Origin of the sequence: Vibrio pomeroyi, assembly GCA_041879425.1 — a bacterium.
Classification (GTDB): domain Bacteria; phylum Pseudomonadota; class Gammaproteobacteria; order Enterobacterales; family Vibrionaceae; genus Vibrio; species Vibrio pomeroyi_A.
Window position 1 is genome coordinate 2,849,320 of sequence record CP090854.1, and the last position, 12,940, is coordinate 2,862,259.

General features: G+C 45.2%; 13 protein-coding genes. 3 read left to right on the forward strand and 10 right to left on the reverse strand.

The window, feature by feature from the left end; genetic code table 11:
* Positions 1-289: 289 nt before the first annotated feature.
* From rlmM to pomA, 7 genes are all read right to left on the reverse strand, one after another.
* A complete protein-coding gene (gene rlmM / locus L0992_12440) occupies positions 290-1,381 on the reverse strand; it encodes a 23S rRNA (cytidine(2498)-2'-O)-methyltransferase RlmM (protein XGB66522.1) in 1,092 nt (363 codons plus the stop codon).
* Positions 1,378-1,776 carry a DUF423 domain-containing protein gene (locus tag L0992_12445; GenBank protein ID XGB66523.1) on the reverse strand — a complete coding sequence of 133 codons (399 nt, stop codon included), beginning with the start codon at positions 1,774-1,776 and terminating at the stop codon, positions 1,378-1,380. Before L0992_12445 ends, rlmM begins: the two co-directional genes overlap by 4 nt.
* Positions 1,766-2,389 carry an alpha/beta fold hydrolase gene (locus L0992_12450; protein XGB66524.1) on the reverse strand — a complete coding sequence of 208 codons (624 nt, stop codon included), beginning with the start codon at positions 2,387-2,389 and terminating at the stop codon, positions 1,766-1,768. Before L0992_12450 ends, L0992_12445 begins: the two co-directional genes overlap by 11 nt.
* A complete protein-coding gene (locus tag L0992_12455; protein XGB66525.1) occupies positions 2,382-3,290 on the reverse strand; it encodes a transcriptional regulator GcvA in 909 nt (302 codons plus the stop codon). The genes L0992_12450 and L0992_12455 overlap by 8 nt, the downstream gene beginning before the upstream one ends.
* A gap of 640 nt (positions 3,291-3,930) precedes the next feature.
* Entirely contained in the window at positions 3,931-5,379 is a 1,449-nt protein-coding gene (gene thiI, locus L0992_12460; GenBank protein XGB66526.1) for a tRNA 4-thiouridine(8) synthase ThiI, read from the reverse strand.
* Between the two features lie 337 nt (positions 5,380-5,716).
* Positions 5,717-6,664, reverse strand: a complete 948-nt coding sequence (locus L0992_12465; GenBank protein ID XGB66527.1) for a flagellar motor protein MotB — start codon at positions 6,662-6,664, stop codon at positions 5,717-5,719.
* Between the two features lie 12 nt (positions 6,665-6,676).
* Entirely contained in the window at positions 6,677-7,441 is a 765-nt protein-coding gene (gene pomA / locus L0992_12470; GenBank protein ID XGB66528.1) for a flagellar motor protein PomA, read from the reverse strand.
* Between the two features lie 297 nt (positions 7,442-7,738).
* On the opposite strand from pomA, the gene xseB reads away from it, so the two are divergent.
* Genes xseB through dxs form a run of 3 tightly spaced genes read left to right on the forward strand, consistent with a single transcriptional unit; the run spans position 7,739 to position 10,791 of the window.
* The gene (gene xseB / locus L0992_12475; protein XGB66529.1) at positions 7,739-7,981 is read left to right on the forward strand and encodes an exodeoxyribonuclease VII small subunit; all 243 of its coding nucleotides are present in this window, start codon (positions 7,739-7,741) and stop codon (positions 7,979-7,981) included.
* Positions 7,982-8,001: 20 nt separating this feature from the next.
* On the forward strand, positions 8,002-8,886 hold the full coding sequence (gene ispA, locus L0992_12480) for a (2E,6E)-farnesyl diphosphate synthase (GenBank protein XGB66530.1): 885 nt from the start codon (positions 8,002-8,004) through the stop codon (positions 8,884-8,886).
* Positions 8,887-8,907: 21 nt separating this feature from the next.
* Positions 8,908-10,791, forward strand: a complete 1,884-nt coding sequence (gene dxs / locus L0992_12485; GenBank protein ID XGB66531.1) for a 1-deoxy-D-xylulose-5-phosphate synthase — start codon at positions 8,908-8,910, stop codon at positions 10,789-10,791.
* A gap of 149 nt (positions 10,792-10,940) precedes the next feature.
* Here the strand turns inward: dxs and L0992_12490 are convergent, their stop codons facing one another.
* From L0992_12490 to thiL, 3 genes are all read right to left on the reverse strand, one after another.
* Positions 10,941-11,300 (reverse strand): antibiotic biosynthesis monooxygenase, encoded by a 360-nt coding sequence (locus L0992_12490; GenBank protein ID XGB66532.1) that lies wholly within the window; start codon positions 11,298-11,300, stop codon positions 10,941-10,943.
* Between the two features lie 74 nt (positions 11,301-11,374).
* Positions 11,375-11,881 carry a phosphatidylglycerophosphatase A gene (pgpA, locus tag L0992_12495; protein XGB66533.1) on the reverse strand — a complete coding sequence of 169 codons (507 nt, stop codon included), beginning with the start codon at positions 11,879-11,881 and terminating at the stop codon, positions 11,375-11,377.
* The gene (thiL, locus tag L0992_12500) at positions 11,881-12,855 is read right to left on the reverse strand and encodes a thiamine-phosphate kinase (GenBank protein ID XGB66534.1); all 975 of its coding nucleotides are present in this window, start codon (positions 12,853-12,855) and stop codon (positions 11,881-11,883) included. The genes pgpA and thiL overlap by 1 nt, the downstream gene beginning before the upstream one ends.
* Positions 12,856-12,940: the final 85 nt, after the last annotated feature.

Sequence of the window (12,940 nt, forward strand, 5' to 3'; positions counted from 1 at the left end):
GCTGAATCTTTGAATAAACCCTTCTTCGTATCACCCCTGAATTAGGTAGCCGTATGTCTCGATCACTTACGGCTTTTTTCATATCAAATCACCGCTGATGTAAGATATTTAGCGATTTTCATGCCCGCTGTGTTGACAGTCATAACACCCATAGCTGGCTCATTAATGCGACTTTTCACGACTGTAACAATGGATTTAACTGAGCAATTGCCAAACTGCAGATACAAAAAATGCCCCTTAAAGGAGCATTTTCTTTATCTCGATACTGAGACCGGCACTAACGTAAATATTAGTGCGGTGAGATGTTTGAAAGCGACTGGATATGAACCGTGATCTCTTCGCGATCGTGGTAAAGGTGTTTAGCTTGCATCTTGAACTTCACTTTGTTCTCAATAAGGAACACTTTTAGGTTCTCGATATCCTGCAGTACTTCATCGTAACGGCCTTTCATTGGCAGTTTCAAGTTGAATAGCGCTTCTTGTGCCCAACCTTTGATGATCCACTCACCCATAAGGTGTGCAACGCGAGCTGGCTTCTCAACCATGTCACAGATAATCCAAGTGACGTTCTTACGGTCTGGTTCGAACTTAAAGCCATCCACCATGTGGTGCTTAATCTGACCCGTTTCCATTAGGCTGTCTGCCATCATGCCATTATCAACACAGTGAACGAACATCGAACGCTTAACCAGTTGGTAAGTCCAACCGCCTGGACACGCACCCAAATCAACACCCCACATACCCGGAGCCAGACGTTCATCCCACTCATCACGAGGGATGAATACGTGGAACGCTTCTTCTAGCTTCAATGTAGAACGACTTGGCGCATCTGATGGGAATTTCAGACGAGGAATGCCCATGAAGAACTGTGAGTTGTTCGATGGGTAAGAGTAACCCACAAAGCAGTGACCCGGAGCGATGAAGCACAAGTGCAGTACTGGCTTCTTAGCGTTGTCTTTAGCAGTCATCAAGCCTTTGCCACGCATTGCTTGACGCATTGGCACGGTAAACTTACGGCAGAACTTCAATAGCTCTTTTGCTTCGTTAGTATCTGGCGTTTCGATACGAATATCGCCACAACGTGGGAAGCCTTCTTTTTCAGAAAGCGCCTCAAGAATTGGAGAAATACGGTCATCGGTTGGCAGGTCTTTGATTTCAACTGCTACTGCTAGCATTTGACGAGCAAAGATCAGTGATTGGAAATCGATCTCTTTGATCAACTTATCTGCTTCACCTGCTTGGTAACATTCAAACAATACAAAGCCTGTATTGTTCTTTAGGCGAGGAAAACCAAACACTTCCAGTTGTGTTGCCTTGTCTTGAATTTCGCCAGCACATTCTTTTTCAAAACCAGAGCGACAATAAAGTAGTACGTGTTTCACTGAGTTACCTCTTTTATATTCAAAGCAGCGAAGGAGAAGACTCCCCAACCAATGATAAATAGTAGACCACCAAACGGTGTTATAGGGCCAAACCATTTTATTCCTGTCAGTGCTAGCCCATAAAGGCTGCCACTAAAACAAAGGATGCCGATGATAAAGCAAATTGCCGCAATGAAAAAATATTTTTGTGATTTAGCGCCAAGTTTCATCTGTAGCAGAGCGCCACACGCCAATATAGCTAGAGTATGGATAAATTGGTACTGAACACCCGTCTCGAACACACCCAAAAGATACTCAGGCAAGATGGCTTTCAAACCGTGTGCAGCAAATGCCCCAAGCATCACAGCGATCGCACCAGAAATGCCTGCGAAAGTGAGTAAATACTTACTTTTCATTCAACACCTCTTTGATAAACGCAGATAGCTTTTCAACGGTTAACGCGATGTTCTGCTGTTCCGTATAGCCAGAGCTCTTGCGCGGCTTGAAGCTGTGGTCGCCATCGGGAATAAATTCAACTCGAATTGAATCCGACAGATTGAAGTCAGCAAACTCTTCACGCTTACCAAAGGTATCGCGCTCGCCTTGTAAAATAAGACACGGCTTAGTTAACTCAGCGAGATGTTCGCCTTTGTATTTCTCTGGTTTGCCCGGCGGATGGAAAGGAAAACCCAAACACGCCATAGCAGCCACTTTATCCACTTCAGACAGATGACTTGCCATGCGCCCTCCCATCGATTTACCACCAATCACAAGTTTGTCAGCATTGGTTTGTTCGATGATCTCTTGGTAGGCTTCAAGTAGCTTAGGGGCTCTATCAGGTGGACGACGTTTGCCATCTTCAGCACGCTTGATCATGTAAGGGAAATTGAAACGAATCACTCTTATCCCTTTAAAGGCTAATCCTTTGGCTACCGACTGCATGAACTCATGGTCCATACCTGCACCCGCGCCGTGTGCGAAGATAAAGGTGATTGGGTTGTCTTCACCATCAATAATGATGTTATTCATCCAGCAACTCCTCTTGTTCACTTTGCGCTTTCGCTAGCATCCAATCACGGAAGGTCGCGATTCGACCCATATCGGCTTGTTTCTCGTGACACACTACATAGAAGGCATTCTTACTCACCAACACCTCATCAAACGGCGCTATCAAGCGACCTGCTTCTATTTCTGGTTGTGCGAGAACGTTGTTACCCAATGCAATGCCTTGCCCATGGGCTGCCGCTTGAAGCACCATGGTTGAGTGACTGAAGATCGGCCCGTGGTTTACGTTAACTCCATCGATGCCATTTTGTTTAGCAAACTGTTTCCAATCTTTTCGAGAGGTATCGTGCAATAGCGTATGGCATGCCAAATCACTTAGAGATTCTAATGGTTTTGTTCCTAGCAGCACTGAAGGAGAACAAAGCGGAATCAGATATTCTTGATACAGCTTGTCGGCTCTTAGACCCGACCAATTGCCTCGACCATAATAGATAGCAACGTCGACATCATCCGTTAGCGAGCCTTCATCCATATCCACAGCTTTGATTCGTACATCGATATCAGGTTCTTGCTGATTAAAGTCGGCAAGCCTTGGTACTAACCATTGAATGGCGAAACTTGGCGGTAAGCTGATGGTCAATGCACCCTTCTCACTTCGCTCTAGCACTTTGTCAGTGGCTTCTGCGAGTGATGTGAAAATATCTTTGATATCTAAGAAGTAGCTTTGCCCTTCTTCAGTTAGCAACAAAGAACGGTTTCTTCGACGAAAAAGCTTCAAAGATAAGAATTCTTCAAGTGCTTTGATCTGGTGGCTAACCGCAGCTTGAGTAACAAACAACTCTTCTGCAGCACGCGTAAAACTCAAGTGTCGAGCAGCGGCTTCAAACACTCTTAACGAGTTTAATGGGGGTAATCGACGAGACATAGTTACTCTCTAAATAAGCATTAGTTTTTTTTATCTGAAACATTATAATTTGTCCATTGCCTAGCGGCCAGAGAAATTCTATATTTCATTCCGCAGCAGCTAGCCTGAACGGCTTGATTCTCTCTAGAATCAATTGGCTTAGCTCCTGCGATGTTGTGTTTGCAAACTCGTACTTTTCGAGTTGGGTAGAGTTCTACCAAATGTTTTGTTGCAGTTATACCCTGAAACGAGGCATATACTTCCTGTATTTATTTTGACCTGTCTGTCAAATTTGTTTACACCGCCTATATGGCGGTGTTTTTTTATGCCCAGAGAAAAGTAACAACAAGTTTATCAATAGCTGTGCTAATTAATCCTTACTATTTTCTCACTCTAATCACAAAATTTAACGCCCGCTTACGTAAACAATCATACGCACACAAATATAAGCACTTCATTGCACATTTTGGTAACAACTCTCACCTCAATTCTTTTTATCACACAGCCTTGTTTTTACGACAAAAAACCGTACGAGCAAGGAAGCCAAACCACTTTATCAACGACAAAATGACAATCAACCGATAAATAAAAAGCCGCTTACTTTTCAGTAAGCGGCTTTTCATATGTGTTCTCAGACCGAAGTCATACCATCAAAGGCTAACTATGGACGGTAAACCTTAACGTTTTTGAAGCCTTGCTCTTGCAAGTAAAGTGCTTGCAGACGGCTCATAACGCCACGGTCACAGTACAGTAGGTACTCTTTACCTTGGTCAAGGTCACCAAACTGAGTCGCTAGCTTGTAGAAAGGTAGGTGTTTCACTTCAACACCATCGATTTCTAGTGGGCTTTCGTCTTCTTCGTCTGGGCTACGGATATCTAGAACGATAGCGTGGTCAGCAACAGCCTGAACTTGTTCAACTTCAGGTGCTTGCTCTTGGCTCTCTTTCTCAATGTCACGAATATCCATAACACGAGCGTTCTCGATCACTTGATCCAGTACTTCAAAGTTAAACTTAGCTTCTTCTGCTTCTAGTTTACCTTTCTTCGCTTTCACTGTTGGTTTCTTAGAGATAACACCACAGTACTCTGGCATTACTTTCGCGAAGTCTTCAGTACCGATGATACGAGAAAGATCGATGATGTCTTCTTTGTCCCAGTTGATAAGCGGACGAAGGATCAACGTGTCTGTCACGTTATCGATGTGACGAAGGTTAGTTAGCGTTTGGCTAGAAACCTGACCTAGTGCCTCACCGGTTACTAACGCTTCAATACCAAAACGCTCTGCAACCATACCACCAGCACGCATGAACATACGCTTAAGAACAACGCCCATTTGGCCGTCTTCTACGTTCTCAAGGATCTCAGCAACAACCGGTTCGAAATCTACAGAGATGAACTTCACTTTTGCAGATGAACCGTATTTGTTCCATAGATAGTGAGCCACTTGCTTAACGCCAATCTCGTGCGCAGGGCCACCAAGATTGAAGAAACAGTAGTGAACCTTAGAACCGCGTTTGATGTGCAGGTAGCTTGAAACGCCAGAGTCAAAACCACCAGAGATCAAGCTTAGTAGGTCTTCTTGAGTACCAAGAGGGAAACCACCAAGGCCTTTGTGACGAGCCAGTACTTGGTTAAGTTTGTCGTTAGCCACTTCAACCTTAACCGTTACGTCTGGGTTCTTAAGTCGAACTTTCGCTGACTCAACCGCTTGGTTTAGACCGCCGCCTACGTAGCGTTCTAGCTCGATAGACGTAAAGTCATGCTTACCACGACGCTTAGCACGAACAGAGAAAGTCTTACCTTCAATGTCAGCACGGCTGCGTTCTAGTACTTGCTCGTAAATATCGTGCAAGTCTTTGAATTCAGACTGTTGAACTTCAAGAGAGTGGTGAATACCAGGAGTGTGAGTCAAAGCCTCTAACACTTCTGTGTAGTACTGGTCACTCTCAGAGGTCACTTCGATATGGTCACGACGGTTGAATACCGCAACACTTTCACAGCGATGCTGAATAACGTTACGAATGTTGCACTCTAGAATCCTTGTGAAGCGCTTACGCACCGATTCACTTTTTACAAAAATTTCCGGATGGGGCTTAACAATAAATTTCATAGTACTTTCACAACATTAATGTTCAAAATTTTTAAAAGGCTCTTCGCCAAGTAAATTAGAGAATTTACACAGCACTTGAAGCAAGAGTAGATCATATCTAAATCTAAGGGCGCGAATTATACATGAGAAAGTGAAACAAGGAAAAGAGTGCTTGCTTAGGCACCAGTAATAAATACGCACCTTATTAAAAATAGCACCTCTGCTCGCTATCGGCAGTGTGATGGATGCACAACATAATGATCAGCTAAGAACTAACGAAAAGATAAAAAGCCCAACCTCATCATAAGGTTGGGCTTTCTGGTTTATTTAATCACTCGATATAACTCAGATCTCGATACTATTGAGAGATAGCTGGGACTTCGTCACTGTATAGCGGCTCACCCTGCATGATGCTGATCTCTACGCGGCGGTTTAGGCTGCGTTGCCATTCAGTATCGTTTGGCTCTACAGGCTCTGTGTCGGCCATACCGCGTACTCTCAAGCGTTGATGAGAGAACCCGCGAACCTTTTCCATCTCTTGAGCAACAGATACTGCTCGCTGTGATGATAAGTCCCAATTCGAACGATACAGCTCAGAATCAAGTCTTTGGTTATCGGTGTGCCCTGAGATTCGAACAATACCCGGAACATCTTTAACCAATTCCGCCACCTGTCTCACCAGAGGTCGGAACTTAGGCTGTAAGAAAGCAGAACCCGACGGGAATGCGCCCTTCTCACGAATTCTAATCACAATCTGTTGACCAAGATTCTCAACCTCAATCGCGCCTTGGTCGATTTCTCGTTCCAACGCCTTCTTGATGCTCTCCATCAAGGTTTCCATCTCTTGCGATTGAGCTTCAGCCTGTTGTTGTTGTTGGTCTGACTCAGAGTTTTGATTGTCGTGAGTCGAAACCTCTGGCGACTTGCCTCCGGTCATCTTGCCTTGGTCACGCATGGTGCCACCAGCGCGCTCAGATTCACCTTCATGAAACTCCAGCGTCTGCTGAGTAATATCAATGGTTTGCTGCATGATCACATCGATCGGTGTCGGCTCTGGACGACCAGGGCGAAACTCTTGTGCAATAATGCTGGTCCCTTTCGGGATATCTTTTACTTCTAAGCGGTTTTGTACGCCAAACGCAAACTTCATCGAGCCCGCGATCTGTTTAAATTTCAGTACGTCCATCTCAGAGAATGAGAGCAGCAGTACGAAGAAACACATCAGCAGTGACATCAAGTCAGCAAATGTCCCCATCCATTGAGGTAACCCCGGAGGAGGACATTTACATGGATTCTCTTCATCCATCTTAAACTCCTCTTACGCCGGTTCACCATCAATCGTGCGCTTACCTTCATTCAGGTAGCTCTTGAGGTAACCATCAATAACTCGTGGGTTCTGGCCATCTTGAATCGCTAACACGCCATCCATCACCAAACGACGGTTGAGTGTCTCTTGGTCACGGCGCAGCGCAAGTTTATCGGCGATTGGGAAGAACACCATGTTCGAAAGAATCGCACCATATAGTGTGGTTAAAAGTGCCACCGCCATCGCAGGACCAATCGCTTTAGGATCATCCATGTTCGAAAGCATGGCTACCAGACCAACCAAGGTACCAATCATACCCATTGCAGGGGCAACATCACCGAATGCAGAGAACACTTTCGCGCCCTGCTCGTGACGTTCTGTCGTTAATGCGATATCTTTTTGGAGTGCAGCACGCACCACATCACCATCATGGCCATCCACCAATAAGTCGATGCCCTTTTGCATGAAGCTGTTGCTGATTTCCATCTCTTCAAGTGCTAAGAAGCCACCTTTACGAGCAGCGTCTGCCATCTCAACCACTTTCGCGATCAAATCTTCAGGCTCATCGGCTTTAAACATAAATGCTTTGCCGGCAATTTTGGTCGCGCCAAAGAACTGCCCCATGGTGAACTTCATTAGAACAACAAATGTTGAACCACCAACCACGATCAAAATGGATGTCGTGTCATAGAACATCCCGAGGCTTCCACCTAGGATCATTGCCATGATTACAAAGGCAAATCCACCAATCAAACCTATTAGGGTTGCTAAATCCACTGAGCACTCCTCATGCTTTTTTGTAGCTCTATGTCGACGATAATCTTTTTATCGGCAAGACTATAAGATCTTTTAGTAAATTCTTGGCCTAAGTATCACACTTTTGGTTTTTGAATCACAACTATTACCCGCTTTGCTCTTATCAGCCAGTCATAAACTCGATAAAGGTGGGGTTATTCAATGAAAGTGGCTTGAAGCCTCTTAAAAACGAACTTTCTAGCAAAATTTATTGGTTACATTTGACCATATCAGCGGCCTAGGGTAACGTTCGTTCATCTTTCCAAACGCAGATTTATTATGGCTACTAAGAAACCTGAAAATATGAGCTTTGAAGCAGCAATCGAAGAGCTTGATGGCTTGGTTGATCAACTAGAAAATGGTGATCTAGCTTTAGATGATGCGCTGAAAAAATTCGAACGAGGCATCTCCCTCGCTCGTGCCGGTCAAAGTAAACTAAACGATGCTGAACAACGTGTTAGCATCCTACTGCAAAATGATGAAAATGCAGAGCTGAGTGACTTTAACCCACAACCTGAATAACGAATTGTATGAGATCCCCTATGATCGAGACTTTATTGTCTTATCAAGCACGTAATAACGAGCAATTGAACCTTTGGCTTGATCGCCTACCACACCAAAATCAGAATCTTATCAACGCGATGCGTTATGGATTACTTTTAGGCGGTAAACGCGCACGTCCATTTCTTGTCTACATTACAGGGGACATGCTCGGTTGTACCGCTGAAGAGCTCGATACTCCAGCCTCTGCAGTCGAATGTATTCATGCCTATTCTCTGATTCACGACGACCTTCCAGCAATGGATGACGACGAACTGCGTCGTGGCCATCAGACTTGTCACATCAAATACGATGAAGCGACCGCAATTTTAACCGGCGATGCACTACAAACTCTCGCGTTTACTATACTTGCGGAAGGCACATTAAGTGCTGACGGGGAAAGCAATCGCGTTCGAATGATTCAACGCCTAGCTGAAGCCTCTGGTGCTCAAGGTATGTGTATTGGTCAGGCGCTTGATATTGAAGCAGAAAACCGCGCTGTCACACTAGAAGAACTGGAAGAAGTTCACCGCAATAAAACGGGCGCTCTGATGAAGAGTGCGATTCGTTTAGGTGCACTTGCTGCTGGTGAGAAAGCGTTTGAAGTGCTGCCTCAATTAGACAAGTACGCCGATGCCATCGGGTTAGCCTTCCAAGTTCAAGACGATATCTTAGATATTACTAGCGACACTGAAACGTTGGGTAAACCACAGGGTTCTGACCAAGATTTAAACAAAAGCACCTACCCTTCTTTGTTAGGTTTAGAGGGCGCTCAAGAAAAAGCGCAATCTCTGCTACAGGAAGCGCTTCAAGCTTTAGCTGCAATCCCATACAATACCCAGTTACTCGAAGAGTTCGCCCGATACGTCATCGAGCGCAAGAACTAAGACAATAAGCGCGCATTACCTATGACTCTTGATATATCAAAGTACCCAACTCTTGCTTTGGCTGATAAGCCAGAGGATTTGCGTCTTCTTCCGAAGGAGACGCTAACACAGCTTTGTGATGAATTACGCACCTATCTTCTTAACTCAGTGAGCCAGTCAAGTGGTCACTTAGCGTCAGGCTTAGGTACGGTAGAGCTAACAGTAGCTCTGCACTACGTGTACAACACGCCTTTTGACCAATTGGTTTGGGATGTTGGCCACCAAGCATACCCGCACAAGATTCTTACTGGTCGTCGTGACCGCTTGTCGACTATCCGTCAAAAAGATGGACTACACCCATTCCCATGGCGTGAAGAGAGCGAATACGACACGCTTTCTGTTGGTCACTCTTCAACATCGATCAGTGCTGCTCTCGGCATGGCAATCAGTGCGAAGAAAGAAGGCAAGAATCGTAAAGTCGTGAGTGTGATTGGTGACGGCGCGATTACTGCAGGTATGGCATTCGAAGCCATGAACCACGCAGGCGATATTCACAATGACATGCTGGTTATCCTTAACGATAACGAGATGTCGATCTCTGAAAACGTAGGTGCTCTGAACAACCACCTAGCTCAAGTTCTTTCTGGCAGTCTTTACACGTCTATTCGTGAGGGCGGCAAGAAAGTGCTATCTGGCGTTCCGCCGATTAAAGAGCTCGTTCGTCGTACAGAAGAACACCTAAAAGGCATGGTTGTTCCTGGCACCATGTTTGAAGAGTTAGGCTTTAACTACATTGGTCCGGTCGACGGGCACGATGTGAATGAGTTGATTAAAACGCTGAAGAACATGAGAGACCTTAAAGGCCCTCAGTTCCTGCACATCATGACCAAGAAAGGCAAAGGCTACGAGCCAGCAGAGAAAGATCCAATTGGCTACCACGGTGTACCTAAGTTCGATCCTGCACACTCAAGTCTGCCTAAGAGCACCAGCTCTAAACCAACTTTCTCTAAGATTTTTGGCGACTTCCTGTGTGATATGGCCGCGCAAGATCCTAAGCTAATGGCGATCACGCCAGCAATGCGTGAAGGTTCTGGCATGGTGCGTTTCTCGAAAGAATACCCAGAGCAATACTTCGATGTTGCAATTGCAGAGCAGCACGCTGTGACGCTAGCAACTGGTATGGCGATTGCGGGTGATAAGCCGATTGTAGCTATCTACTCGACGTTCCTGCAACGTGGCTACGATCAACTGATCCACGATGTGGCTATCATGGATCTACCGGTGATGTTTGCGATTGACCGTGCAGGTCTTGTCGGCGCCGATGGTCAAACACACCAAGGTGCGTTCGATCTAAGCTTCATGCGTTGTATTCCAAACATGGTGATCATGGCACCAAGCGATGAAAACGAATGTCGCCAAATGCTATACACAGGCCACCAACACACAGGTCCAAGTGCCGTTCGTTACCCTCGTGGTAATGGCATGGGTACTGAAATTCAAAGTGAGTTTACTGCGCTTGAGATTGGTAAAGGTCGTATCGTTCGTGAAAGTGCGAAAGCAAAAGATGGCTCGAAAGTCGCTATCCTAAGCTTTGGTACCTTCCTTGAGAGCGCACTGCAAACCGCTGACGCTATTGATGCGACGGTTGCAGATATGCGTTTTGTGAAGCCGCTAGACGAAGCTCTGATCAAACAACTTGCTGCTGACCACGATGTACTGGTTACTATCGAAGAAAACGCCATCGCAGGTGGTGCGGGCGCGGGTGTAATTGAGTTCTTGATGCAAGAGAAGCTGCTAATGCCAGTGTTGAACCTTGGTCTGCCAGACAAGTTTATTGCTCAAGGTACTCAAGGCGAGCTGCATGAAGAGCTTGGCTTAGATGCGAAAGGTATTGAGAAATCTATCTCTGACTACCTTGCTAAATAGCTTTCGTAAGTAAACTGCATAAGCGATAAACAAAAAAGGTTGGCCCTAGGGTCAACCTTTTTAGTATCTGCTAACTGATAAACTATTCGCTGTTTAGCTGTTTAGCTGTTTAGCTGTTTAGCTTAGTAGTTAATAGCAATTAAGCCAGCTTAGCAACAAGGCTTAAGTACAGGTGCATCATAGTTCTCTGGTTCATCAGAGTAGATAGCAACATTGAAGTTCTCAACTAAGCCAGTCTCTTCAACACACTGCTCTTGGAAAAACTGTTGAATCTCACGGCGTTGGCAATGCGCTTCAAACGCTTCGTTATTTGCCCAGATTTCATTGAAAGCAATTGGGAAACTCTGACCTTCAGCAAACGGGCTCTGAATGTGACGAGTTACTGTGTATTGAATACAACCATCTTCACGTAGAGTATTTGGCTCCAGTGATTTTAAAACCTCGAACAGCTCGTTCAGTTTGCCTTCTTTTGGCTGAAATTGAGCGATGCAGTAAACCTTCTTAGACATTGTAATCCCTTGTTTTTTTAACTTTTAGCTTAAGCCGTTATATCTAAATCTTTATAGCAAATACAGCCTTATTCTTAAACTAGCCAACCTGCAAAATGCGCCACAGCATACAGCGAAATCGCCGCCATAATACCCGCCACGATATCATCAATCATGATACCTAAACCGCCATGAACTCGAGCATCTAACCAACCAATTGGCCAAGGCTTAACCATGTCGAAGAAACGGAATAGCACAAAGCCAGTTAACAGCCATTTCCAATCATCAGCAGGGATGTTCAACATTGGCACTAGGGCCATAGTGATCCAAAAGCCGGCGAACTCGTCCCATACGATAGAACCGTGGTCATGTACGCCCATATCATCAGATGTGACTTGGCAGATCTTGATACCAATAATGCAACTTACCACAACGATGGCAACATAAACCGGGAAAGGCAATTGAACCAACAATAAGTACAACGGAATAGACGCAAGCGTGCCCATGGTTCCTGGAATAATAGGCGATAAGCCACTGCCAAACCCCGTTGCTAATAAGTGCCAAGGGTTTTTAAGAGAGATTGCAGATAGTGGGTTTGTCATCAATTAACCTTAAAGTGATCGTAACCAGTTAAGCTCCAACTTAATGGTTCACCATTATTGTGTAATTCAAAATATTCTACAGGTCTTATCTGGCCAATGCAGGTGACTTTTGTTCCAGTGTGTGACAAAGCACTTTCCAGTGAACCTTTATTTTCTTCCGGCACAGTAAAGCAAAGCTCATACTCTTCACCACTGGTCAATGCGTACTGCTGCGCTGCAGTAATATCAGGTGCAAACTGGCGTAACTCTTGAGAAATAGGCAACGTGCTCACATCAATGCTTGCACCAACTTCTGAACGCTTCAGGATATGCTTGAGGTCAGCAATCACACCATCAGAAATATCAATCGCGGACGAAGCAAGGTTCACAAGCGCCTGCCCTGCTAGCACTCGTGGAGAGCTGATGTAGTGCCTCTCTTCAAGCTCAAGAGCATAAGGCTTAGCTTTGTTCTGTTCAGGGTTCAATAACACCTCTAGCCCAGCTTTGCTGTCGCCCAGATTACCGGTTACGTAAATCCAATCACCAACCTTCGCACCATCTCTGCGTAGCGCTCGACCTTCTGGAACAAAGCCTTGCACAGTAAGCGTCAAGCTCAGCGGGCCTTTGGTAGTGTCTCCACCAATCAGTTGGATACCAAAGTAGTCAGCCAGTTTGAAAAATGAATCACAAAATGGGGCAAGCCATGCTTCATCAACTTCCGGCATGGTTAACGCAAATGAAACCCATGCAGGTGTCGCGCCCATAGCAGCAAGGTCGCTAATGTTAGACGCCAAGGCCTTGTGTGCGACCCAAGCCGGGTTCGCTTCCGCTAAGAAGTGAGTGCCCGCGACTAAGGTGTCCGTGCTGATCGCTATCTCAACATTGCTCGGTGCTTTAACCAAAGCACAATCATCGCCTGCTGCCAGATGTACGTCTTTACGTTGTGGTTGTCGATTTACAAAATATTTTTCAATCAGGTTAAATTCGCCAGACATCACATGCCCTATCTTTAGTCTTCATAAAAATCACTGTAATTATTGGTATTACAGAAATTTAGTTACAAAAAAGGCCAGCATAAAA

What these genes read in the sequence shown, in the direction of transcription:
- L0992_12455 (XGB66525.1), bottom strand. Translation starts at nt 3,290, where the DNA reads ATGTCTCGTCGATTACCCCCATTAAACTCGTTAAGAGTGTTTGAAGCC.
- xseB (XGB66529.1), top strand. Translation starts at nt 7,739, where the DNA reads ATGGCTACTAAGAAACCTGAAAATATGAGCTTTGAAGCAGCAATCGAA.
- L0992_12465 (XGB66527.1), bottom strand. Translation starts at nt 6,664, where the DNA reads ATGGATGAAGAGAATCCATGTAAATGTCCTCCTCCGGGGTTACCTCAA.
- thiI (XGB66526.1), bottom strand. Translation starts at nt 5,379, where the DNA reads ATGAAATTTATTGTTAAGCCCCATCCGGAAATTTTTGTAAAAAGTGAA.
- ispA (XGB66530.1), top strand. Translation starts at nt 8,002, where the DNA reads ATGATCGAGACTTTATTGTCTTATCAAGCACGTAATAACGAGCAATTG.
- dxs (XGB66531.1), top strand. Translation starts at nt 8,908, where the DNA reads ATGACTCTTGATATATCAAAGTACCCAACTCTTGCTTTGGCTGATAAG.
- L0992_12445 (XGB66523.1), bottom strand. Translation starts at nt 1,776, where the DNA reads ATGAAAAGTAAGTATTTACTCACTTTCGCAGGCATTTCTGGTGCGATC.
- L0992_12490 (XGB66532.1), bottom strand. Translation starts at nt 11,300, where the DNA reads ATGTCTAAGAAGGTTTACTGCATCGCTCAATTTCAGCCAAAAGAAGGC.
- pgpA (XGB66533.1), bottom strand. Translation starts at nt 11,881, where the DNA reads ATGACAAACCCACTATCTGCAATCTCTCTTAAAAACCCTTGGCACTTA.
- thiL (XGB66534.1), bottom strand. Translation starts at nt 12,855, where the DNA reads ATGTCTGGCGAATTTAACCTGATTGAAAAATATTTTGTAAATCGACAA.
- L0992_12450 (XGB66524.1), bottom strand. Translation starts at nt 2,389, where the DNA reads ATGAATAACATCATTATTGATGGTGAAGACAACCCAATCACCTTTATC.